The following is a 22,425-nucleotide window of genomic DNA, read 5'->3' as shown; positions in this document are numbered from 1 at the left end:
GAGGTGCACGGCGCCCCTGCGTCGGGGCGGGAGACTGCCGGGCATGGATGTGGAGTCGGTGGCGGTGGAGTTGTGGGCGCTGCGCCCGGCGGAGTTCACCGCGGCCCGTGACGAGTACGTGGCCAAGGCCCGCACGGCCGGGGACAAGCAGCTCGCCGCGCGGATCGCCGCGCTGCGGAAGCCGACGCTCGCGGCGTGGACGGCCGGGCTGCTCGCCCGCCGCCGGCCGAAGGAGGCGCACGGCCTGGTCGAGCTCGGCGAGGCGCTCCGTACGGCGCACCGGACCCTGGACGCTGAGCAACTCAGGAAGCTCTCGCATGACCAGCACGCGGTGATCGGGCACCTCGCGCGTACGGCGCGCGCTCTGGCCGACGAGGCAGGGCAGCCCGTGAGTGAGACGGTGGTGCACGAGGTCGAACAGATCCTGCACGCGGTGCTCGCCGACGCCGACGTCGCCGCGCAGTGGGAGGAGGGCCGCCTGGTGAAGGCCCCCGACGCGGTGACGGGGTTCACCGGCCTCGAACCGCTGCCCGGCGCCGTCCCACCCCGACGCACACAACCCCGGCCCGCCGGACCCGCCCCGGAACGCGACCAGCCTCCGGCCCCGGATGCGCGGGCGGGGCAGGCGCGGCGTGAGCGTGTGAAGGCGGCCCGGGCGGAGGCGGCCGAGGCCCGGGCCGAAGCGGAGCGCATGGAGGCCGAGCGGGTAGCCGTCCAGGAGCTGGTGGACAGTACGGCCGCTGCCGTCCTCGCGGCCGAGGAAGACGTACGGGCCGCGAGGAAGCGGCTGGAGTCGGCACGCGCGTCGAGCGCGCAGGCGGCCGCCCGCCACCGGGAGGCCGAGCGGGCAGCTACACGGGCGAGGGCGCGTGCGGAGGCCTCGGCGCGGAAGGTGGCGGCGCTGACCAGCACCGGTGAGTGGCCTGCGGTGGGCGGGCAGCACTGATGCGCACCTTCCGTGCGAGTCCGGCCCACCCGCACTCGCCTCGGACGCCCGCTCGGTTCCAAGAACCAACGGCTCAGCGACTCAAGGGCTCGGTCGTCGAGCGTCGAGCCAGCGCGCCTGGGCTACATCGCCGGTACCTACGGTGAGGCTGGCCCTGGCCGCCACGTAAAAGCGGTCTCGGCCGTGATCGGCGCGACGCACGGTAGCGACCCAGTCGAACGAATCACTGGTGGTACCGCGTGCGGCCAGTCCAAGGGACATCACCGCCGTGCGCCACTCCCGTGCAGCATCCACCGCATCGGCGTCGCCCAGCAGGAGCACCCCCTCCCACGCCGTGGTGTGCCGGGCATCGGCTTGGGTCAATAACTCGAGTCCCGTGGTGCGATCGATCGGAAGCGAGCGCGACGTGGGGCGGGACTGCGCCGTGATACGGGTCGCGAGCAACTGGACCGCTTTGAGCGTGCGGGCGAATTCGGAATAGGCATCCAGTCGCCGCTCATCCCACCGCGCTGAGAGAGTACGAGCCCACTGCACCCTGTCGTGGAGCAGGATCGGGAGGCCGGCTACGGCGTCGTCCGTCCTGCATGGTCCTCCAGCAGGCGGACCATGCACGCCAGCGCCGCTGCTGGGTCCGTGGTCTCGAGCACCACATGATCCGGCCCCCACGGATGCGTCATCACGACAAAGCCACCGGTCGAGGCGGCGATCGCAGGGAAGGGCTCCGCGGTGTAATCACCGAAGTCGCCCGTCGCCGACACATGCAGTTCGTTCATGCTCGTCCACGGAAACAACCTGCGCAGCGCCGGATCTTCCGCCGCCAACTTCAGCACGTCCCACACGGCAGGACTGGCCCAGTGCCCAGGCTGATGCGGCGGTCGCCAGGTGTTCAGAGTCCCCTGCCATGCCCTGTCGCGCTCGCTGTCGCCGCCGAGGTCCGTCATGCCCCGACGATCGAACCGAGCCCCGCCCACTGTCAACGCCGGCTCACCGCCTGATTTCCGCCTGTCTCCCGCACGTGTTTCGTAATTCGAGGAGGACCGTCGCCCGGAAGGCGGCTTCATCGTGCCGAGCCGGGCAGGGTGGGGGAGGGATCGAAGTGGATCTTCTGGGGGCCTTTCCCATCGCCTTTCCAGTCGAGGAACAGGATCACGTCGGTGAAGAGGCGGTGGCGGTGGGGCCAGTGGGAGGAATAGGACGCGGGGGTGATGGACCCGTCTTTCGCCTTGTTGAGGCGCTGGGCCAGATCGGTGCGCCTCGTTACGGCGATGCCGCCCTCGGTGATCATCGCGGTCACCTCGGCGTTCGTACCGGTTGTATGGAAGATGGTGCCCTGGTGGGTGGAAGCCTCCGGCAGGTCCCAGGTGATCGTCGCCCAGTGCCGGATGTTCGCGCCGGATTCGGTCACACAGGCCTTGACGGTGAAGTCCCAGTTGTCGGGCCAGGGTCCGCTGTAGGCGGGATTGTCGATGGTCTTGGACGACACCTTGCAGCGCTCCGCGGCGTGCGCAGGGCTGATCCCCGCGGTACCCGCAATGACGGAGGCCGCCACCAGAACCACGGGGAGTCGGCGGGTGGGGGGTGTCCTGTGCATGGGCGGGGCCTCCTTGGTCGAGTGACCAGGTCAACGAGGCCGCACCGAGAAGGAAGCGCGCCATCACCAGCGGGGCCGGCTCCGCGGGCGCTGTCGCTGCAGTACGTCAGGGGCGCGTCCGCTGATGATCTCCCGGGGTCCGACCGCGACGCTTGTCAGTGGTAGGGGCGATGCTTTCCATGTGACGACCCAGGACGAGGACCCGATATCCGGTCAGGCCGTGGGCGTGGGTGGTCGACTGCCTGATCCGCGTTCCGTGATCGAGGGCACCGACTGGGCCGCGCTGGAGCATGCCTACGGGGCAGCGAAGGACACGCCCCTTCGCTTGCTCCAGCTCTTGGACGAAGACCCGGACGTTCAAGCGGGAGCGCTGGGGCTGCTGGACATGTCCGTCCTGCATCAGGGGTCCTTGTACAGTGCGGCGGCGCCGGCCGCGCTGTACGTGGCGACAGTGCTCAACGACCCCCGCACCCTGACCGTCTACGAGCACTACGCCACCTGGGACGACAGACCTCGGCCTCTGCGCGCGGCCCTGCTGCGATGGCTGGGCCAGATCGCGGATTCGGCGGCCTACGGCGAGGAGACCGACGTGGAGGACGGCGTGGAGGACGGCAATGGTCCGGGCGTCACCGATGCGGTCCGCGCGGTCCGGGGCCTGATCCACGGCGCAGTCTCCAGGCACCTCCTGGCCCCTGACCCCACCGTCCGCGAGGCCGCCCTCAGCGCCACCACCTCACTCCTGCAAGCTCCCGAACTGGCCGGTCGGATCCCCGGAACCACCCAGATCCTCCGGCGGCTGCTCGCCCGGAGCACCGACCGGCGTGAACGCGCGTCCCTCGTCCTGACGATCGGCGCCTGGGGCAAGGACACCGCCGGCTGGCTCGCGGACCCGGACCCCGCCATCCGTGCCTGCGCCGCCCTGTCACCGGGATGCGCCGGCAACGCCGAGGCGACGCGCACGATCCTCCGCGCCCTGCTCGACCCCGCGGGCATCGACTCCTGGCTCCTCGAACCCACCCCCGCCGACCCCTGGGCCGCAGACCCGCTGCCGCACATCACAGGCCGCCTGCGGCACGCCCTTCTGGCCACGGCCATCGACCGCGCCGGCGACTTCGAGGAACTCCTGCCGGCCGCCCTGGCCTCCGTACCGTTCAGCAGCAACCTCACCATCGCCGAAGACTGGGGACCGCTGCTCGCCTCGGCATTCCCTTCCGGCTACCACCAGGGTGCCGAGCTCACTCCGGCCCAGCACCGATACCTGGCGGCTCTCGCCGACCGTGACGTGTGCTGGCGGTACACCCACCTCGTCGCGTCGTGGTTCGACGACGTCGGCCTTCCCGCGGACCGCAACGCCATCAGGGCACTGCTGGCCGGGCAGCAGCCGCAGAAGAGCACCCAGGGGTGAGTTTCGGGGCGGACGGGGTATGGCTGGGGTACGGATCCAGTGGTCTGGTCTGGCTTGGGGGACGCCATGGACGCTGCGCGGCATGCCGACGACGGACTGCACAGCCCTGAGATCGTCGGTGTCGGGGCGCTGAACGTGGATTACATCGCGAGTGCCTCACGGCTGTCAGCACTCATCGCCGGGCAAGTCACCGAATCCACCGCGCGTTTCGAATGGAACACCGAAGGACCGGTGGACGAGATCGCGATATCGAAGGCGATCGGCAGGCTCGGCACGTCTTCGCTGGACGCCTCGCTGGGCGGCTCCGCCTGGTTGACGATCTTTACGCTCGCCCAGATGCGACTTGGCTTGTCGCTGGGGTACGTGGGAGTGGCAGGCCGTATCGAAACACCGGGGCTGTCATTCGTACGCCAGATGGACCTGCTCGGCATCGACCGGCGCTGGGTGGCCCGGAAGCCGCAACGCCTGGCCGGTGCCTGCCTCTCGTACCTGGAGGACGTCGAGCGGGTGATGCTCACGCATCCCGGCGCGAACTTCCTCATGGCCGAGCACTTGGAGGAGCACGGCGACCAGATAGTCCGGTACTTGGCACAGGCGCGGATCGTGCACGTGACATCGTTCCTCGACGAGCGCACCCCGCGGGTGCTGCTCGATGTGCTGAAGCGGGCCCGCCTGCTCAACCCCGCCCTGTTCGTGAGCTTCGACCCCGGGTTCGCCTGGGCCGCAAGCCGCAGCGAGGCGGTGGACGGCATCCTGATGCTCAGCGACTTCCTCTTCGTCAACCACCGGGAGTTCAAGGCCCTGGGCGACTACGCACTCGGCGAATCGGACCACGTACTCTCCCAGCGAGTGCTGGCCCGGTGCCGGCCGACCTGCGCAGTGTTCGTCACCAAGCGGTACGACAGCGTGGAGGTGTTCCGCGCCGGGCAGGCAGGAGCCGTTCTCGCCGAGCGGTTCCAGCTGCGCCGCCCGGTCCGGGAAACGGCCATCGAGGATGCCACCGGGGCCGGTGACGTCTTCTCCGCTTCCGTCATCGCCGCACTCGCCTCCGCCCGGCTCCAGGTCGAGCTCGGGGCGTTTCTCGGGCTGAGCCTGTCACGGCTGCGGGCCGTACAGGCGCCCCATACGGGCGTTGCCGCACTGCCCGTACTGGGAGGGGAGGGTTTCCTTCAGTCGGCGGAGGCCCCGAGCCGGCCCGGCACCGGTTCCGGAGCCGTCCTCGTCGCACACGACGAGGACGCCGAGTGGGACGCGCTGCGCACCTTCCTCGAAGACGACTGTCGCCTGCGGGTGCACACACTGAGCCACCCGCGCGCCGATGGCGCGCCGAACCCGCAGCTGATGCGGGAACAGCTGGGCCGCTGTGCCTTCGCGATCTGCGTCCTGTCCGCCACCCGGGTGATGGCGGCAGGCCAGAGGCGTGCCAGCGAGAGCACTGTTCACCAGGTCGGCGTCTTTCAGGGCTACTACGGCTTCGGAAGGGTCGCCATCCTGGCGGAGGAGGGGTGCGAGGCGTTCTCCAACAACGCAGGCCTGATCCGGCTGGACTTCCCGCCCGGCCGGATCAACATCACTTTCGTAGAACTGGAACGCATGCTGGTCCGGGAACAAATCCTGGCCCGGGGAGGACACCCCACATGACCGCTGCCCCGACGAACCGACCGCGGACCGACTTCGCCCTGGACGTCGTAGGAATCGGCGCGCTCAACCTCGACTACATCACCCACGCCGGTAGCACCGCGGGGCAGGACCACCAACGACCGCTCATCGCGCAGATCGCCGACCTGCTCGACGGTGATGCACCCGTGCCCGAGCAGGGCACGGAGACAGCGGTGGACGAGGCCACGGTCTTCGCGGCGCTCGAGGCGATCAACGCCTCCACGCTGCAGACCTCGCTCGGGGGTTCCGCTTACAACGCGGTGAACGTCCTCGCACAGCTCCAGCTGGGTCTGCGCCTGGGGTACGTCGGGGTCGCCGGCCGTGTACCCGGTCCCGGGCTTTCGGCCGTCCACCAGCTGGAGACGCTCGGCATCGACCACCCGTTCGTCTTCCGGGACGACGAGCACCTGTGCGGGATCTGCTTCTCGTTGACCGAGGACGGAGACCGTACGCTGCTCACCCATGCCGGGGCCAACAGTGCGATGGCCGACCATCTGACGCGTTCCTTCGACGAGGTCGTCACGTATCTGACCACTGCCCGCGTCGTGCACGTGACCTCGTTCCTCGACGAGCGCACGCCGACGGTGCTGCTCGCTCTCTTGGACGCGGTCAAGGAGGCCAACCCCGGCACTCTGATCAGCTTCGATCCCGGGCACGTGTGGTGCACCGAGCCCACCGAGGAGATCCTCGGGATCTGCGCGCTTTCGGACTATCTCCTGCTCAACCACCGCGAGTTCCACGAGTTCGGGCAGCTCGGCGAGGGCGATTCGGACGAGGACGTGGCCGGGCGCCTGCTCCTCCGGCTCGCGAGCAACCGGAGCGTGATCCTCGTCAAAAGGCGTACGGGGATCCACGCCTGGCGCAGCGAGAACGGCAAGGCGGTGGAGGATTTCTACCCGCAGGTCGTCCTCGCCGACGACCAGATCGAGGATGCGACCGGGGCGGGGGACGTGTTCGCGGCCGGTCTACTGGCGGTGCTGACCAGCGACCGGCTCCAGGTGGAGCTCGGTTCGCTCCTCGGGATGACGCTGGCGCGACACAAGCTGCGGTACGTCGGCAGTCACGGGCACGGCCAACTCGCCTCGGTCACCAAGGACTTCATCCGCTCCCATGATGCCGCCCGGCGGGCGGCCGCCCTGCCGGCAGGAGTGTTCATCGCCCATGGCCGCAGCCACGAATGGCTCGCCGTGAAGGCGTTCGTGGAGCGGCGCTTCGGGCTTCCCGTCTACTCCTTCGAATCGGATTCCTGGGGCAGCCGACCCGTCACCGAGGCCCTCACCGACTATCTGCAGCGGTGCAGCTTCGCAATCTGCGTGCTGACCGCCGAGGACGCGACGCGGGACGGCCAACTCGTGGCGCGCCAGAACGTGATCCACGAGATCGGGCTGTTCCAAGGCCATTACGGATTCGACCGGGTCCTCGTGCTGGCGGAGGACGGATGCGAGTCGGTTCCGCTACCGGCCGCCCCGTACACGAGCACCTTCCCCCGGCACGCGATCGATCGCACCTTCTGGTACCTGGACCGGGCTCTGCAGCACCAGGGGTTCTCCCATATCTGAGCAGGGGCGTACCGGGTGGTGACGGGCCGTTCGCTGGGCGTGGTGCGATAGCAGGGGCTTGGTGAGTGTCCGGGCTGCCGGGCCTGGGCACTGAGCATGCCGTCAGGGCGACGCCTTCGCCAGGCTCTTGCGGGCGTGCAGGACGCTCGCGCCCAGCGGCAGCAGTGAGTGGCCGACGAGCCGGAGGCCCGCATGGCCGAGCAACTCCTCGTAGTGGTCCGCCCGGCGCTTGCGACCGCCGACGTTGCACATCATGTGGAGGTCCCAGGCCGTCGCCAGCGACGGCGAGCCGTCCGGCGGCAGCAGCCGCTCCACGACCAGCAGGTCGGCGTGGGCCGGCATGGCCCGGGCGCACTGGCGCAGGATCTCCCGGCAGCGGTCGTCGTCCCAGTCGTGCAGCACGCGGGACAGGACGTACACGTCCCCGCTCGCGGGCACGTTGGCGAAGTCGCCCACCTGGTAGGCGCACCGGGCGCCGACGCCGACCGCGTCAAGGTGTCGGCGTGCGGCCTCGACGACATGGGCTCCCCGGTGCTGCCTGTGACGCAGATACTGCGTCATCAGGTCCGTGACCAACTCGTGCTGCGGGTAGACGGTGTGCTGCTCGCCTCTGCCGAGGAGCCTGTAGTCGAGCCGGAAGCGGCTGTCCTCGGTGCGGAACTCGCAGACGCCGTGCTCCTGTCCGCGCCGGCGGCGCGTTCCAGGATCACGCAGTCGATTCCGGCTGCGAGTAAGAGGTTTCCGAGGGCCAGCCCTGAGTCCTGGTCCGCCCGGGCCTTCTGACTTTCTGTCATAAATATGGATCATAGGTGCTAATAACGTCGTGTACTGACGAAAACAACCCGAATCGCACAGTGGCGGGTGGGGTTGCTGAGGTCTAGGGGACGGTAGGGAGTTCAGGGTCTTCCGGGCTGGTGGTCCGCGGGCGGGGCTACGCGTGCGGGCTGGGGCCCGGGGCGTCGAGGAGGCTGTCGGCTGCTGTCTGGAGGCGGCGCCAGGCCTGGGTGATGTGGTCGTCGGTGGTGCGGGTACCGCCGGCGGCGAGGCGCAGGATGGATGCCGGCCTTCGCCCTGTACGCGATGGGCGCGGTGAACCGCACGGTGCGCGAACTCATCGAGATGCAGTACGAGTTCGCCGAGCCGTTCGTCGTCGACTCCAGCCTCGCCCGGGACCGGCTGGGCGCCGTCGCCACCCCGGTGGAAGAGGCGCTGGAGCGGACGGCGGAGGCCTACCGCGCCCTCGGAAAGTGAGCACGGCGGCGCGCCCGGAGCTCAGCGGACGAGAGCCGTCTGCCCTCAGGCGAGGGCCCAGCGGTCCACCTGCCTGCCCCGCCGGGTGAGCCAGGTGCCGTCTCCGAGGGGTGTCACCGCGTGCCCGGCGCCCGGGTGCACGGAGTAGTCCAGGAGGCCGAGCGGGCGGAGGGTGTTCGCGTCGCACAGCCAGTGCCTGCTCCGGCTGTCCGTGTTCCCGTCACGTGGGCTGACGGTCAGGATGAGCCGCTCGGCGTCCAGGAGGTACGGATGCGTCCCGCTCGGGTCCCCCCAGCCTCCCAGCAGGTCCCCGACGTCGTGCACCGCGAGGCGCTCGGACGTGTCCGTGTCGTACGACGCCAGCTCGTTGGCTTCCCGAGACCCGCCGAAGCCCTCCGCCCGCCGCATGGTGAGCAGCCGCGTCGACCCCGGGAGGAAGGCCGTGGCCTCCTCCATCGTCGTCTGGCCGAGCATCCGCAGCCCGTCACCACCGGCTGTCAGCCAGTGGGTGATCCAGCTGTCCCAGAAGTCCCAGCAGGACACGGCGAGCCGGGATCCGTCCGGATGCCACACGTGACTCGTCGTGAGCAGCGCCGGGACGTCCAGCGGCTGCCGGCCGAGCACTTCGCCGGTTGCGGTGTCCAGGAGCAGCAGGACGTCCCGGCCGTACCGGCGCTCCGGCGGACCGTCGTCGACGCGCGCTGCCGGCAGGGAGGGATCGGTGACGAGCGTCGACTTCACCACCGCGGCCAGCGATCCGTCCGGACTCACCGTCACGTCTCCCCGGACCCGGTCGCCGCGGACGCCGTCGGGCCAGATGCCGTCGGAGAGTTCCCAGCGGGTGGTGCCGTCCGGGGCCGCGCACCAGACGCGGAATTCCCCGCAGAGCACGAAACCGCCGTCGGGCGTCGCCGTGCCCCGTGTCACGGACGGCAGTTCCACCCTCGACAGGGGACGTACGGCACCCAGGGCGAGGAAGGCGTCACGCCGGTGGACCGCCAGGCTGCGTCCTCTGTCCAGGAGGAACCGCTCGCCGTCCATGGCATGGATCCGGCCTCTGGCCGCCCGTGTCGTACCGACGTGCTTCACGGCGACACGCCGCGCCCTCGCGTCCGTCATGTCCATGATCCTGCCAGATCGGCCTTGAACCCGTCGCGTTCCCCGTCGGACCGGGTGAGCCGCGTCTCACACGAGCGGTGGCACTTGTCTATGCAACAAGTTGCATAGAAAGATCGGGAGCATGGCACTTGAGCACGCGATCCTCGTCTCCCTGCTGGAGAAGCCGGGCTCGGGCTATGAGCTGGCCCGGCGGTTCGACAGGTCCATCGGCTACTTCTGGACCGCGACCCACCAGCAGATCTACCGCGTGCTCAAGCGCATGGAGGGCGACGGCTGGCTTGACGTCCTCGACGTGCCGCAGCAGGCCAGGCCGGACAAGAAGGTGTACTCCGTCGCCGAGGCCGGCCGGGCCGCCCTCTCCGCCTGGCTCCACGAACCGATCCAGCCCGACAGCGTCCGGCACGAGCTCGCCGTGAAGATCCGCGGGGCGGCCTTCGACGACCCGGTCGCGCTGATCCGCGAGGTCGAGCGGCACCAGCAGGCGCACCGCGACAGGCTCACGCACTACCTCGCGGGCGAGCTGCGGGACTTCACGGGCCCGGAGGCACCCGCGACGCGCGACGCCGGGCAGGAGCTCCAGCACGTGGTACTGCGCGGCGGCATCGCCTACGAGCGGATGCAGCTCGCCTGGCTGGAGGACGTACTCGCCACGCTCCGCCGACTGGCGGCCTCCTGACTGCCCCGCCCAACCCCTCATCCTTCCTCCTTTCCTCACCCCTCATCCCTTGGCTGAAAGGCGAACCTCCATGAGCGACCCGCTGCTGTTCAACCCGCGCACCTACGACCCGGCGCACTTCGACCCCGAGACCCGCAGGCTGCTGCGCGCCACCGTCGACTGGTTCGAGGAGCGCGGCAAGCGCAAGCTGATCGAGGACTACCGCACCCGCGCCTGGCTGGGTGACTTCATCGCCTTCTCCGCCAAGGAGGGGCTGTTCGCCACCTTCCTGACCCCGGCGGCCGCCGCCGGCGAGGGGGAGCCGGACAAGCGCTGGGACACCGCGCGGATCGCCGCCCTCAACGAGATCTTCGGCTTCTACGGCCTGGACTACTGGTACGCGTGGCAGGTCACCATCCTCGGGCTCGGCCCGGTCTGGCAGAGCGACAACGCCGCCGCCCGCAGCCGTGCCGCCGAACTCCTCTCCGAGGGTGAGGTGTTCGCCTTCGGTCTCTCCGAGAAGACCCACGGCGCCGACATCTACTCCACCGACATGCTGCTGGAGCCGTCCGCCGACGGTTCCGGCGGTTTCCGTGCCACCGGTTCCAAGTACTACATCGGCAACGGCAACGCCGCCGGGCTGGTCTCGGTCTTCGGCCGCCGGACCGACGTCGAAGGCCCCGACGGCTACGTCTTCTTCGCGGCCGACAGCCGGCACGCCGCGTACCACCTCGTGAAGAACGTCGTCGACTCCTCCAAGTACGTCAGCGAGTTCCGCCTCGCCGACTACCCGGTCCGCGCCGAAGACGTCCTGCACACCGGCCGCGCCGCCTTCGACGCGGCCCTCAACACGGTCAACGTGGGCAAGTTCAACCTCTGCACCGCGTCGATCGGCATCTGCGAGCACGCGATGTACGAGGCCGTCACCCACGCGCACGGCCGCATCCTCTACGGCCGCCCCGTCACCGCCTTCCCGCACGTGCGCCGGGAGTTGACCGACGCGTACGTCCGGCTCGTCGGGATGAAGCTGTTCAGCGACCGGGCCGTCGACTACTTCCGCACCGCCGGCCCCGACGACCGCCGTTACCTCCTCTTCAACCCGATGACCAAGATGAAGGTGACCACGGAGGGCGAGAAGGTCATCGACCTGATGTGGGACGTCATCGCGGCCAAGGGCTTCGAGAAGGACACCTACTTCGCCAACGCCGCCGTCGAGATCCGCGGCCTGCCGAAGCTGGAGGGCACGGTCCACGTCAACCTCGCGCTGATCCTCAAGTTCATGCGCAACCACCTGCTGGCCCCGGCCGAGTACGCTTCTGTGCCGACCCGCCTCGATGCGGCCGACGACGCCTTCCTCTTCGCCCAGGGCCCGGCCCGCGGCCTGGGCTCCGTCCGCTTCCACGACTGGCGTCCCGCCTACGACGCGTACGCGGCCGTGCCCAACGTCGCCCGGTTCCGCGAACAGGCCGACGCCCTGTGCGAGTTCGTCGAGACCGCCGCCCCCGACGAGCAGCAGAGCCGCGACCTCGACTTCCTCCTGGCGGTGGGCCAGCTGTTCGCCCTGGTCGTCCACGGCCAGCTGATCCTGGAACAGGCCCGCCTCACCGGCCTGGACGAGGACGTGCTTGACGAGCTGTTCCACGTTCTGGTACGCGACTTCTCCGCGCACGCGGTCGAGCTCCACGGCAAGGACTCCGCCACAGCGGCCCAGCAGGCCTGGGCCCTGGCCGCAGTGCGCCGTCCGGTCACCGACACCGAGCGCGCGGCCCGCGTCTGGGCCCGCGTGGAATCCCTGGCCGGGGCATACGAAATGGCCCCCTGACCCAGGTGCGCGGCCCGGGCGGACGGCTCCCACCACGGAGACCCGTCCGCCCGGAGCCGCCCCGCGGGACCGTCAGCCCGCGACGCGGGCCATCCACGCCTCGACCTCGTCCGACGAGCGCGGCAGACCCGCCGACAGGTTCTCGTGGCCGTCGGCCGTCACCAGCAGGTCGTCCTCGATCCGGACCCCGATGCCGCGCCACTCCTCCGGCACCGTGAGATCGTCAGGCTGGAAGTACAGGCCCGGCTCCACCGTGAGCACCATGCCCGGCTCCAGCACGCCGTCGACGTACTCCTCGTTGCGGGCCTCGGCGCAGTCGTGGACGTCCAGGCCGAGCATGTGGCCGGTGCCGGCCATGGTGAAGCGGCGCTGCAGACCGAGTGCGTACGCGCGCTCCGCCGGGCCCTCGATGAAGCCCCACTCGACCAGCTTCTCCGCGAGGTACCGCTGCGCCGCCATGTGGAACTCGCGGTACGCGGCGCCCGGCTTCACGGTGGCCATGCCCGCCTCCTGGGCCTCGTACACCGCGTCGTACACCTTGCGCTGCACCGGCGTGAACGTGCCGCTGATCGGCAGGGTGCGGGTGACGTCGGCGGTGTAGAGGGTGTGCGTCTCCACGCCGGCGTCGAGCAGGAGCAGGTCGCCGGGGCGCACCGGCCCGTCGTTGTCCGTCCAGTGCATGATCGTGGCGTGGTCGCCCGCGGCGCAGATCGAGCCGTAGCCGACGGAGTTGCCCTCCAGCCGTGCGCGGCGGAAGAAGGTGCCCTCGATCCACCGCTCGCAGGACGCGACCGCCCGGGACAGCTCGCCCACGCAGTCGGTGAAACCGCGCACGGTGGAGTCCACCGCCTTGCGCATCTCGCCGATCTCCCACTCGTCCTTGACGAGGCGCAGCTCGCTCAGAGCCTCTTCGAGTTCGGCGTCGCGCTCCGCGTCGGTGGTGACGGCGGCCTCCAGCACCGGGTCGATGCCGCGGACGATGCGGGTGGGCGCGTCAGGGGCGGCGGCCAGTTCGCCCGCCGCGGTACGGACGTCGCGGCAGGACAGCCCGAGCCGGCGCTCGGACTCGGCGAGGGAGGAACGCCGGCCCATCCACAGCTCGGCGGTGTAGCCGAGCCAGAACTCGTCCGTGTCCCGGCCGTCCCGCGGCAGCCGGTAGCAGTACGCGTCGTGGCCGCCGTCCGGGCGGGGTTCGAGGACGAGCGCGCAGTCACGGGCCTGGTCCCCGGTCATGTGGACGTAGCCGGAGTACGGGCGGAACGGGTACGTGTCGTCGTTCGAGCGGGCCTTGAGGTTGCCGGACGGGATCACCAGCCGCTCGCCGGGGAAGCGCGCGGAGAGCGCGGCGCGACGGCGGGCCGCGTAGGGAGCCTGTTCGTCGAGCGGGACGTCGTGCCGTTCGGTGTCCGCCCAGCCCGTCCTCATCAGGGCGGACAGTTCCTCGGAGATCCCCGGGTAGAGGCCGTTCTTCCGAGCCTTCGCCACGTCGTGCACCTTCTTCCGGATGGGTTCGACTGCCGCGCGAGGCCTCGGCGACCCCCGGACGGTACTGCGGTGCGGCGCGCGGGAGAGTACCCGTCGTGCCAGTGGCACTGATCGGCCACTCCTGCCCCGCGGGCGTCGATAATGCGGTGCATGGCGAACACGAAACTGGGCGAGGCCTTGACGCTGCTGGGAATCGATCCGGTGGCGGGCCGCGTGTACCTGGCACTCCTGGAACTGGCCCCCGCCCCGCTCGGCGCGATCGGGGAGGCGGCCGGAGTGGACGGCGCCGAGCTCGCCGCCGCCTACGGCGAGCTGGTCGACGCCGGACTGGCCAGCGCTGCCGAGGCCGGCGCGGACGTGGTGGCGCCGGTGCCACCCGCCGCCGGCCTGGAGATCCTCGCCCGGCACCGGGCGGCGGAGCTGGAGGAGTCGCGCATCACCGTGGGCGGCGCGTTCGAGTCGTTCCGCCGGCAGCGGCTCGCGGCGTACAACGACAACCTCGTCGAGGTGGTGACGGGTGACGCCATCGGCCCGCGGATGCGCCACGCGTGGGCCAGCGCCCGCGAGCAGATCCGGCAGCTGGACTCGCCGCCGTACTTCCCGCTGGCCGGAGCCACCGACGACGCGCTGGCGACGCTCGCCCGCGGCGTGACGCAGCGGGTGGTCTACTCGAGGGCGTCGCTGGAAGTGCCCGGGCAGCTGGAGACGGCCATCGAACCGTGCATCGAGGCGGGCGAGCAGGCCAGGGTGGCGCCGTCGGTGCCGGTCAAGCTGGTGATCATCGACGAGGCGTACGCGCTGGTGTCCCTGTCGATCAGGGAGGCGGACGTGCACAACACGATGCTGGTGGTACAGCCGTGCGGTCTGCTCTCCGCGCTGCTCGCCCTGTTCGAGCAGACCTGGCAGGCAGCCCTGCCCCTGCACGGCCGCTCCGGCCGCCCGGCCGGCCTGCCGCCGGCCGACCGCCGACTGCTCCGCCTCCTCGCCGGAGGTGCGAGCGACGAGGTCATCGCCCGTGAACTGGGCGTCAGCCGACGCACGTTCTTCCGCAGGCTCCAGATCCTGATGGCCCGCCTGGGCGCCGAGAACCGCTTCCAGATGGGCCTCCAGGCGCAGCGCTCCGGCTGGCTGTGAACGGGCAGCGGCCGGACCGGCGCGAGCGCCCCCGAGCGGCAACGCCGGAGGCGGAAAACCACGGGCCGTCCCGCCACCCCGACCGCTACGATCGGCCCTTCACCTTGATCACGGCGGTCCGACGGAGGCACGGCACCGATGGCACAGGCCCCCGAGCGGACCCCCGCCCACCCCGCCCACCCCGAACGGCTCGAGCGGGGACACCCGTTCCGCCAGTGGAAGACCTGGCGCATACCCGGCACCGAGCTGACCCTCACCGGGTACTCGCGCGCCAACGACAAGACGTTCTTCCACGTCCCCGAACTGCGCTGCGCGCTCGACGCCGGCCTCGTGGAAGGCCGCCAGCCGGAGACCGTCTTCCTCACCCACACCCACCACGACCATTCCAAGGACCTCGACCACCTCGCCGCCAGGCCCGCCGGCGTCGACATCCACCTGCCCGCCCCCGCCGTCCCGTACGTGGAGCGCTTCCTGCGGGCCTCCGCCGAACTCAACCACGGCACGGCCTACGACCCCGCTCTCGCCGCGAACTGCCGGCTGCACGGGGTGCGCGGCGGCGACGAGTTCACCTTCGGCCGCCGCGGGCACCACGTACGGGTGGTGGAGTGCGTGCACAAGGTGCCGTGCGTGGGTTACGCGTTCTCCGAGCGCCGCAGGGAACTGCTGCCCGAGTACGAGGAGTTGCGGCGCTCCCTCGCCGGACGGGGCCGGGGCGGCGCCGAGTTCGGGCGCATCCTCGCGCAGCGCCGCAAGGAGGGTGCCGAGGTGGAACACGAGGTGCTCAAACCGCTGTTCGCGTTCGTCGGTGACACCCACGTGAGCGTCTTCGAGGACAACCCGTGGATCTTCGCCTACCCGGTGATCATCACCGAGTGCACCTATCTCGACGACGCTGAGCTGGAGCGGGCCGACCGGGTCGGGCACACCGTGTGGAGCCGGCTGCGGCCCGTCGTCGAGGCCCACCCGGACAACCTCTTCGTCCTCACCCACTTCAGCCTGCGCCACTCGGACCAGGACGTCCTCGACTTCTTCGGCGACGCGCGCCGTGACAACGTGCTCCTGTGGGCGCACCCCGACAGCCTGCTGCCCGAACACCACCAGCACGGCGGCGGTCGCCATGGCGGCTGACAGCGGCTGGTCGCCGTACCCCAAGATCCCCTCCCGGGTCCGGCTGGGCGAGGCGCAGGCGGCCCGGGAGTGGGTCGCGCTTGAGAAGGTCCACGGCGCGAACTTCGCCGTCGTGTGCGACAGCACCGGAGCACGCCCGGCCAAGCGCCGTGAACTGCTCGGCGAGAGCGGGCTCGACGACTTCTTCGGCGTGGGACGGATCTGGCCGGCCCTGGCCGTCGCCGCGGACCGCTGCGCCGCCGCCCTGCGCCGCGCGTACGGCACCGGTCCCTCGGCGCCGGTCACGGTCTACGGCGAACTGGCCGGCGGGCGCTACCCGCACCCGGACGTGCCGCCCTCGCCGGGCGCGGAGCCGGTGCAGACCGGCGTCTGGTACGCGCCGGGGCTGCTCTGGCTGCCGTTCGACGCCACGGTCGAGACGGCCGGGGACGGCACCCGCTGGGTCGGCGACCGGGCGCTGCGCGCGGCCGCCGATGCCGCGGGCCTGCACTGCGCCCCGCTGATTGCGCGCGGGACGCTCGCCCAGGTACAGGAGCGGACGCAGGTGTTCCCGACCCGGGTACCGGCCCTGCTGGGCCTGCCCGAACTGCCCTGCAACCTCGCGGAGGGCCTTGTGGTCAAGCCCGCCGGGGAGTGGGGGACCCCGGACGACACCGACGTCACCGGCCCGGCCGCGCGCCCGGTGGCCAAGTTCAAGCACCCCGCCTTCGCCGAGGACGACCGCTTCGACGGCTCGCGCCCGTACCGCGCGCCCACCGAAGGGGCGGCGGGCGTGCCCGGCTGGCTCCTCGGCCAGGTCGCCGCGCTGCTCACCCCGGCCCGGGCGGCGGCAGCCGTCAGCAAGCTCGGGCCGCGTACCCCGCTCGAGGAGGTCGCCGTCGAGATCGCCCGGGACGCGGTGGAGGAGGCCGCCGAGGCCCTCGGAGGCCTCGACGACGGCTCCGCCCCGGTCCTGGAGCGGGCACTGCACGCCGGTGCGCTCGCACTCGCCCGCTTCGACGCGGCCGACCGCCGGGCCCCATGATGGCCCCGTGACGGCCCCGGGACAGCCCCGTGATTCAGTGCCCTGCCAGCGTGTCGCGCAGCCGTCGGGCCTCCTTGAGCAGTCGGGATGACCCCGGCCGCTCGGCCAGGGTGCTCACCTCGGGCAGCCCACCTCGCGCACCCGACAGCCCTGCGGAGTCCGCCGCGACGGCCAGCAGCGCCCCGAGCGCCTGCGGCTTGGTACGGGCCAGGAGGCCCGGGAGCGCGCCCGCCAGGACCGCCCAGACCGGGGCGGCGCCCTGCGGGACGGCGGCTGCCGCCCCCAGCGACTCGGTCACCAGGGCGACCTTCAGCGTGCCCAGTCCCACGAGTTCGGCGAGTTCCCGGCCCAGCAGCCCCCCGTCGAGCCTTCCTCGCGTGGCCAGCAGGAGCAGCGCCTGTACGGCGGCGTCCCGGTCCGACCGCGGAACCGAGGCGAGCCCGTAGGCGACGGCGAGGTGCACGGCCGGCCCGGCCGGCCCGTCGGCGCCGGCGAGCGCCTCCAGGAAGGCGGGTGCGCCGCGGCCGCCGTCCTGGTCGGCCGCCGACGCGACGCCCGTCAGCAGCCGGGCCGCGGCGATCTCCGGATGCCAGGGCAGGGCCGCGATCGTGTGAGCGTCCCGGAAGTCCGCGAGGGACCCGTGCGGGCAGGGGATGCCCGGCTCGAACTTCCGGAACAGCGACCAGAACCGCCGGGGGAACGCCCCGCGGCCCTCGATCGCCTCGTGCCCCACCAGGATCCGGCGGCCGACGCGTGCACCCCGCCGCCTGCTGGGACGTTCGGGCGCACCGGACTCGCGCTCCCGCCACCCCGCCGGCTGCGGCAGCCCGCCCTGCCGCAGCCAGTCGGCCACCCGGGGCCCCTCCGCGAGATCCAACTTCTCGGCGGCGCGCACGGCTTCGCCGTCGACAGGGCCGCCGCACCGGAGCAGCGCCTGCCCGAGGTCCGCCGGGCCGGGCCGGACGCCGAGGCGCGCGTACCGCGCGAGCCGCTCGACCAGATGGCGCGGCTCCACCGCACCGGTCGGCCCGCTCGGCACGGACAGCGGGAACGGGACGGGGTCGCCGGCCCGCAGCCGTGCACGGAGCTCGCCCAGGCGTGCCCCCGCGATGTAGTCCACCGCCGCGTGCTGGCACAGTTCGAGCCAGCCCGCCCCGGCGTTCTCCCAGGACTCCCCGGGCCGTACGGATTCCACCGCGGCGCCGACGAAGCCGGCGAGGCACGCCACCTGCGGGTCCGGCCGTACCGCGAACTCGCGGGGGACGGAGCCCAGCGCGACGGCCAGCGCCTCCCGGTCCCGGTAGGCGTGCACCACCACGGCGCCGAGCAGCCGCTCGAACGTCTCCACGCCCGGACCGCGGCGGTCGGCCAGCACGGCCGCGACCTCGTCGGCGAGCGCACCGGGTGGCGGTACGGCGTATTCCCCCTCGATCATGGACCGCAGGCTAGACGGTGCCACCGACAGCGACACGCCGCTCCCGCAGCCCGCGGTTCACCGTCGGGACAGGAGGCGGCGCAGCCGGCCACCGCGGCGCTTCTCGGCGAGGGGCCAAGGGCCCTGGGATTCGAGCTCGTCGGCCAGCCGGGACAAGAAGGCGCGGAACTCGGCTTCAGCGAAGGGTTCTTGACCGTCGTACGGGTCGAACGTGCTCGCCAGCGGTGTGTCCGTGGCGAGCACCGCCCGCAGCGCCGCCACCTGCTCGGCCATCGGCCGGTCGTAGAGCGGTTCGACCTGCATGGCCGTCGCGTACCGGCGCACCAGCTCCTCGTCGAGCACCGCGTGGCCATCCCGGTACATCGCCTGGTACAGGATGCAGTTGACCAGCCCGAACGCCCATGCCCCCACCGCTGCCACTGCTGGCCCTCCTCCTCTGACCCGCACCGGCCTCTCAGCCCAGCTGCTCGGCCAGTCCGACGATGATGCCCTCCGGGCCGCGGACGTAGCAGAGCAGGTAGCTGTCCTCGAACCGGGCGATCTCGCCGACGAGTTCGGCGCCATGAGGGCGCAGGCGGGCAACGGTGTCCTCAATGTCGTCGACGGCGAACATGACGCGGTGCGTGCCCAGAATGTTGTGCGGCCGGTTGCGCGGCCCGGCACTGATCGCAGCGGGGCTGCGGTACTTCGCCAGCTCGAGCCGGCTGTGACCGTCCGGGGTCCGGACCATCGCGATGTCACAGTGGACGCCGTCGAGTCCGGTGCACTGGTCGGCGAAGAGACCCTCGACCTCCGCCCTGCCCTCCAGCTCCATACCGAGTTCCACGAAGAACGCGACGGCGGCATCCAAGCCCTCGACGACGATGCCGACATTGTCCATCCGCTGAATCGCCATGCTGGTCTCTCCTTCTTCCTCGCGCGGCCGGTGGTGGCCGTCACCGTCCGTCTGGGCCGCCGAGCGGCGCGGTGAACCGCGGCCGCCACCCTTCCTCCGTCAGCACCACCAGCTGCACCGTGGTCGCACGGGTACGAAGCGGCAGAAGGCTGTCCATCGCAGCGCGGACATGGGAGGCGACTGCCGGGTCGTCCGCACCCATGGCGACCGTGACGTGGGCGGCGGGCCGCTCCCCGAAGCGGCCCTTGTACGGGCGCACCGCGGGCCACCGGGCGCGGAACGCGTCGACCATCGGTTGGAGTTCCGGCACGGTGACGCCGACGAAGCCGGATGCCGTCACGAGCTCCTCCAAGAGCACATCGGCTGCCGGAAAACTCGCAGCCAGGGAACGGATGACCTTCTCGTCCTGACCTGTCAGCGCCGATACCGGAACGAACGGGTAGAGCAGCGAGACGTGCGCCGGCACCCCACGACGCACCAGAACCGGGTCGATACGCCACGCCGCCTCGAGGAGCGGGGCGGCATCGGGCAGGACGATGACGACGGCAGTGGTTCCTGGCTCTGGCACGCTGTCATCATCGCAGGCGGCGAGTGGACTGAATCTGCCTTTGTTCAGGATGTGGTTCTGGTGTCGTCGAGCTGTTCGAGGCGTGCCACGTTCTCCCGGTCCTCGGGCTCCGTGCTCGCCTCGGCGGCGAACCAGGCGTCGAGGATCTCGTTGAGGAGCGGCTCCGAGGTCAGCCGCAGGCTGAGGGCGAGCACGTTGGCGTCGTTCCAGCGGCGCGCACCGTCCGCGGTGTAGGCGTCGGTGCACAGGGCCGCGCGTACGCCGGGCACCTTGTTCGCGGCGATCGACGCACCGGTACCGGTCCAGCAGCACACGACGGCCTGGTCGGCCGTCCCGGCGGCGACCTCGCGGGCCGCCGCCTGCGAGCAGGCGGCCCACTGCGGATCGGCGCCGGGGCTCAGCACCCCGTATGTCACCACGTGATGTCCGCGGTCGCGCAGCTGTGCGACGAGGGCGCGCGCCACGGGCTCGTCCATGTCAGAGGAAACGCAGATCCGCATGCCCCGAGCCTAACCGGCCGCGGAAGAGAAGCCGGACGACGACGAGCGGCTGGTCGGCCCTCGCTCCGGCGCCCGCCCCGTGTGCGCGACGCTGAGACATAGGTCGCGCGGGGAACATCCGGTCCGGCCCGCACGGTTGCACCGACCGAGGGACCGGCACCGCAGGGGAATCACGATCACGAGGTCGTTCGCCCCGCCGGGCCGGGGTCCCAGGATTGTCGTACCCCCGCCGCACACTTGGACCAAGACGTATTCCTGCAGGAGGACTGTTTCATGACTGACCGGCCTTTGACGCTCATGGCAGTGCACGCCCACCCCGACGACGAGGCCACCGGGACCGGAGGGGTCCTCGCCCGGTACGCGGCGGAAGGCATCCGCACGGTTCTCGTGACCTGTACCGACGGCGGTTGCGGTGATGGACCGGGAGGGGTCAAGCCGGGCGATCCCGGGCACGATCCGGCGGCGGTCGCCTTGATGCGCCGTCAAGAACTCGAGGCGAGCTGTGACGTCCTCAAGGTCGGCGATCTGGAGATGCTGGACTATGCCGACTCCGGGATGATGGGCTGGCCGGGCAACAACGCCCCCGGATCCTTCTGGCAGACCCCCGTGCAGGAAGGCGCGGCCCGACTCGCGGAACTCATGCGGCACTACCGACCCGATGTGGTCGTCACCTACGACGAGAACGGCTTCTACGGCCACCCCGACCACATCCAGGCCCACCGCATCACGATGGCGGCGCTGGAGATGACCGAGCTGACACCGAAGGTGTACTGGACGACCATGCCCCGCTCGGGGATGCAGCGGTTCGGGGAGATCATGCGCGAGTTCCACGAGGACATGCCGGAGCCGGACCCCGCCGAGGCGGCAGCGATGGCCGAGATCGGCCTCCCCGACGATGAGATCACCACGTGGGTGGACACCACCGCGTTCAGCGGTCAGAAGTTCGACGCGCTGGCCGCGCACGCCAGCCAGGGCGAGAACATCTTCTTCCTCAAGATGGGCAAGGAGAGGTTCGGCGAGCTGATGGGCATGGAGACCTTCGTACGCGTCAAGGACACCACCGACGCGGCCATACCCGAGAACGATCTCTTCGCCGGACTCCGCTGATCCGCCCGTCCGCCCCGCCGGCATTTGTCGGCGGCTCCCGAAGTGCCGGTACTACGGGCGGGCGGGGCCGAAGGGGGGAGTAGCACGTGCGGCGGCGGATCCTGGACGCGATCCTCTACCTCGTGCGGACTGGGCGTGCCTGGCGGCAGCTGCCGAAGGACTTCGCACCCTGCCCCACCAGCCGAGGGGTGGGCGGTAGAGCGCACGTTCTCGTGGATCACCGCCCATCGCCGCCCGGCCATTCGGAGACCATGATTCGAGGGCGATGGTCGGAGTCATGCTCCGCGACTCACCCTGGGCCGACCAGCGACACGGCCTGATTTCCCGCCCGCTCTCGTACACCTCCAGCCCATGACCGGGCTTCCGCAAGGGTCTGGTTGGATACGAATATGGACAACAGCGGCCACCAGGAATCAGGTCTCTCCAAGAGTGTCTGGAGCGATGCCGACTTCGAGGAGATGGGCTGGCACGACGCCACCGTCCACGGCCTGTCTGTGCAGGCGACCGGGAAGATCCTGCCGCATCTCGTCCTTGACCTCGACTACATCGTCCGCTGGGTCAATCCGGTCCCGCCGGAGACGCATTTCTCCTTCTGGGTTTCCCCGGCGACGCTCGTCTTCGAAGACGTCTGGGACCTCGAAGGGGACCTCGCCTTCAAGGGAGGTTGGATTCCGGACCTGGAGATCGACAGCCTGCACCGCCTGGTACCCGACGACGGCCGGCAAGACCAGCCGCTCTGGCACATCGAGGGGCATGCATTCGAGTTGAAGTTCCGCGCGTCCGGCTACCGCCAGTACTTCCGGCAGGCTCCGACTCTCATCTCGCAACAGGCAATGTCCCATGCGGAGCGTGGAGGCTGCGTCTTCACCGAAGTCGGCTTCAGCTGACCAGTGGCGTACCAGAGCCTCGAGCAAGGGCTGTCCCGTAAGTGATCTTGGCGGCCCGCTCATCGCATTCCAGCATCGGCGCCGGTTCGCCCAAGACGCCGTGCTGGTAGTCGATGGAACCCTGGTGCCCACCCGGGACCACAGCATCGCCGAATAGTCAAAGACATCTCATGTCGTTGGTAGGTCAAGTAGGCGCTCAGGCCGCGAGCTCGAGGGGTGCCGCGAAAGCACGATCGGGGTCGAATAGCGTGCGGC

Annotated in this window: 22 protein-coding genes and 2 pseudogenes; 14 read left to right on the top strand and 10 right to left on the bottom strand. The window is 70.8% G+C overall.

The window, feature by feature from the left end; genetic code table 11:
* Positions 1–43: 43 nt before the first annotated feature.
* The gene (locus AB0O21_RS35525) at positions 44–946 is read left to right on the top strand and encodes a hypothetical protein (RefSeq protein ID WP_365178488.1); all 903 of its coding nucleotides are present in this window, start codon (positions 44–46) and stop codon (positions 944–946) included.
* Positions 947–1,509: 563 nt separating this feature from the next.
* Here AB0O21_RS35525 and AB0O21_RS35520 read toward each other — a convergent pair.
* Complete coding sequence (locus AB0O21_RS35520; RefSeq protein WP_365178485.1) at positions 1,510–1,887, bottom strand: DUF6193 family natural product biosynthesis protein; 378 nt, start codon at positions 1,885–1,887, stop codon at positions 1,510–1,512.
* A 116-nt stretch (positions 1,888–2,003) separates the two neighbouring features.
* Entirely contained in the window at positions 2,004–2,537 is a 534-nt protein-coding gene (locus AB0O21_RS35515) for a hypothetical protein (protein WP_365178483.1), read from the bottom strand.
* Between the two features lie 181 nt (positions 2,538–2,718).
* Here AB0O21_RS35515 and AB0O21_RS35510 point away from each other — a divergent pair, with 181 nt between their 5' ends.
* The 3 genes from AB0O21_RS35510 (at position 2,719) to AB0O21_RS35500 (ending at position 7,160) form a co-directional block, all read left to right on the top strand.
* Positions 2,719–3,942, top strand: a complete 1,224-nt coding sequence (locus AB0O21_RS35510; protein ID WP_365178481.1) for a HEAT repeat domain-containing protein — start codon at positions 2,719–2,721, stop codon at positions 3,940–3,942.
* 66 nt (positions 3,943–4,008) lie between these two features.
* A complete protein-coding gene (locus AB0O21_RS35505) occupies positions 4,009–5,583 on the top strand; it encodes a carbohydrate kinase family protein (RefSeq protein ID WP_365178478.1) in 1,575 nt (524 codons plus the stop codon).
* Entirely contained in the window at positions 5,580–7,160 is a 1,581-nt protein-coding gene (locus AB0O21_RS35500) for a PfkB family carbohydrate kinase (RefSeq protein WP_365178476.1), read from the top strand. Before AB0O21_RS35505 ends, AB0O21_RS35500 begins: the two co-directional genes overlap by 4 nt.
* A 102-nt stretch (positions 7,161–7,262) precedes the next feature.
* On the opposite strand, the pseudogene AB0O21_RS35495 reads toward AB0O21_RS35500, so the two are convergent.
* Positions 7,263–7,682: pseudogene (locus AB0O21_RS35495) on the bottom strand (methyltransferase); the annotation flags it as partial.
* A 534-nt stretch (positions 7,683–8,216) separates the two neighbouring features.
* Between AB0O21_RS35495 and AB0O21_RS35490 the strand changes: the two are divergent.
* Positions 8,217–8,411: a hypothetical protein gene (locus tag AB0O21_RS35490; RefSeq protein WP_365178473.1), complete on the top strand. Its 195-nt coding sequence runs from the start codon at positions 8,217–8,219 to the stop codon at positions 8,409–8,411.
* A gap of 45 nt (positions 8,412–8,456) precedes the next feature.
* Here AB0O21_RS35490 and AB0O21_RS35485 read toward each other — a convergent pair whose 3' ends face one another.
* Entirely contained in the window at positions 8,457–9,530 is a 1,074-nt protein-coding gene (locus AB0O21_RS35485; RefSeq protein WP_365178470.1) for a hypothetical protein, read from the bottom strand.
* A gap of 121 nt (positions 9,531–9,651) precedes the next feature.
* Between AB0O21_RS35485 and AB0O21_RS35480 the strand changes: the two genes are divergently transcribed.
* Positions 9,652–10,206: a PadR family transcriptional regulator gene (locus tag AB0O21_RS35480; RefSeq protein ID WP_365178467.1), complete on the top strand. Its 555-nt coding sequence runs from the start codon at positions 9,652–9,654 to the stop codon at positions 10,204–10,206.
* A 70-nt stretch (positions 10,207–10,276) separates the two neighbouring features.
* On the top strand, positions 10,277–12,007 hold the full coding sequence (locus AB0O21_RS35475) for an acyl-CoA dehydrogenase family protein (protein WP_365178464.1): 1,731 nt from the start codon (positions 10,277–10,279) through the stop codon (positions 12,005–12,007).
* Between the two features lie 72 nt (positions 12,008–12,079).
* On the opposite strand, the gene AB0O21_RS35470 is transcribed toward AB0O21_RS35475, so the two are convergent.
* Positions 12,080–13,492, bottom strand: coding sequence for an aminopeptidase P family protein (locus AB0O21_RS35470; RefSeq protein WP_365178462.1), 1,413 nt, complete (start codon positions 13,490–13,492; stop codon positions 12,080–12,082).
* A 150-nt stretch (positions 13,493–13,642) separates the two neighbouring features.
* Here AB0O21_RS35470 and AB0O21_RS35465 point away from each other — a divergent pair, with 150 nt between their 5' ends.
* The 3 genes from AB0O21_RS35465 (at position 13,643) to AB0O21_RS35455 (ending at position 16,778) form a co-directional block, all read left to right on the top strand.
* Positions 13,643–14,626, top strand: a complete 984-nt coding sequence (locus tag AB0O21_RS35465) for a helix-turn-helix transcriptional regulator (protein WP_365178459.1) — start codon at positions 13,643–13,645, stop codon at positions 14,624–14,626.
* 138 nt (positions 14,627–14,764) lie between these two features.
* Positions 14,765–15,754, top strand: coding sequence for an MBL fold metallo-hydrolase (locus AB0O21_RS35460; protein WP_365178456.1), 990 nt, complete (start codon positions 14,765–14,767; stop codon positions 15,752–15,754).
* A complete protein-coding gene (locus AB0O21_RS35455) occupies positions 15,744–16,778 on the top strand; it encodes an RNA ligase family protein (RefSeq protein WP_365178453.1) in 1,035 nt (344 codons plus the stop codon). Before AB0O21_RS35460 ends, AB0O21_RS35455 begins: the two co-directional genes overlap by 11 nt.
* Positions 16,779–16,812: 34 nt before the next feature.
* On the opposite strand, the gene AB0O21_RS35450 is transcribed toward AB0O21_RS35455, so the two are convergent.
* The 5 genes from AB0O21_RS35450 to AB0O21_RS35430 are packed head-to-tail and all read right to left on the bottom strand — an operon-like array spanning position 16,813 to position 20,176.
* Positions 16,813–18,213 (bottom strand): hypothetical protein, encoded by a 1,401-nt coding sequence (locus AB0O21_RS35450; protein WP_365178451.1) that lies wholly within the window; start codon positions 18,211–18,213, stop codon positions 16,813–16,815.
* Between the two features lie 57 nt (positions 18,214–18,270).
* Positions 18,271–18,633 carry a hypothetical protein gene (locus tag AB0O21_RS35445; protein ID WP_365178448.1) on the bottom strand — a complete coding sequence of 121 codons (363 nt, stop codon included), beginning with the start codon at positions 18,631–18,633 and terminating at the stop codon, positions 18,271–18,273.
* A gap of 34 nt (positions 18,634–18,667) precedes the next feature.
* The gene (locus AB0O21_RS35440; RefSeq protein WP_365178446.1) at positions 18,668–19,108 is read right to left on the bottom strand and encodes a VOC family protein; all 441 of its coding nucleotides are present in this window, start codon (positions 19,106–19,108) and stop codon (positions 18,668–18,670) included.
* A gap of 40 nt (positions 19,109–19,148) precedes the next feature.
* Complete coding sequence (locus tag AB0O21_RS35435; protein WP_365178443.1) at positions 19,149–19,676, bottom strand: 2'-5' RNA ligase family protein; 528 nt, start codon at positions 19,674–19,676, stop codon at positions 19,149–19,151.
* A 44-nt stretch (positions 19,677–19,720) separates the two neighbouring features.
* The gene (locus tag AB0O21_RS35430) at positions 19,721–20,176 is read right to left on the bottom strand and encodes an RpiB/LacA/LacB family sugar-phosphate isomerase (RefSeq protein ID WP_365178440.1); all 456 of its coding nucleotides are present in this window, start codon (positions 20,174–20,176) and stop codon (positions 19,721–19,723) included.
* A 273-nt stretch (positions 20,177–20,449) separates the two neighbouring features.
* Between AB0O21_RS35430 and AB0O21_RS35425 the strand changes: the two genes are divergently transcribed.
* The 4 genes and pseudogenes from AB0O21_RS35425 to AB0O21_RS35410 all read left to right on the top strand — a co-directional run.
* Positions 20,450–21,283 (top strand): PIG-L family deacetylase, encoded by an 834-nt coding sequence (locus AB0O21_RS35425; RefSeq protein WP_365178437.1) that lies wholly within the window; start codon positions 20,450–20,452, stop codon positions 21,281–21,283.
* A gap of 86 nt (positions 21,284–21,369) precedes the next feature.
* Positions 21,370–21,603, top strand: coding sequence for a transposase (locus tag AB0O21_RS35420; protein WP_365178434.1), 234 nt, complete (start codon positions 21,370–21,372; stop codon positions 21,601–21,603).
* Between the two features lie 69 nt (positions 21,604–21,672).
* On the top strand, positions 21,673–22,170 hold the full coding sequence (locus AB0O21_RS35415; protein ID WP_365178431.1) for a hypothetical protein: 498 nt from the start codon (positions 21,673–21,675) through the stop codon (positions 22,168–22,170).
* A 52-nt stretch (positions 22,171–22,222) separates the two neighbouring features.
* Positions 22,223–22,324 (top strand): annotated as a pseudogene (locus AB0O21_RS35410) (IS5/IS1182 family transposase); the annotation flags it as partial.
* Between the last annotated feature and the right edge of the window lie 101 nt (positions 22,325–22,425).

Origin of the sequence: Streptomyces sp. NPDC091371, assembly GCF_040684275.1 — a bacterium.
In the GTDB taxonomy this organism is placed as follows: domain Bacteria; phylum Actinomycetota; class Actinomycetes; order Streptomycetales; family Streptomycetaceae; genus Streptomyces.
Note: the sequence above shows the minus strand (reverse complement) of the source record. Positions and strands in the feature narration are given on the sequence as shown.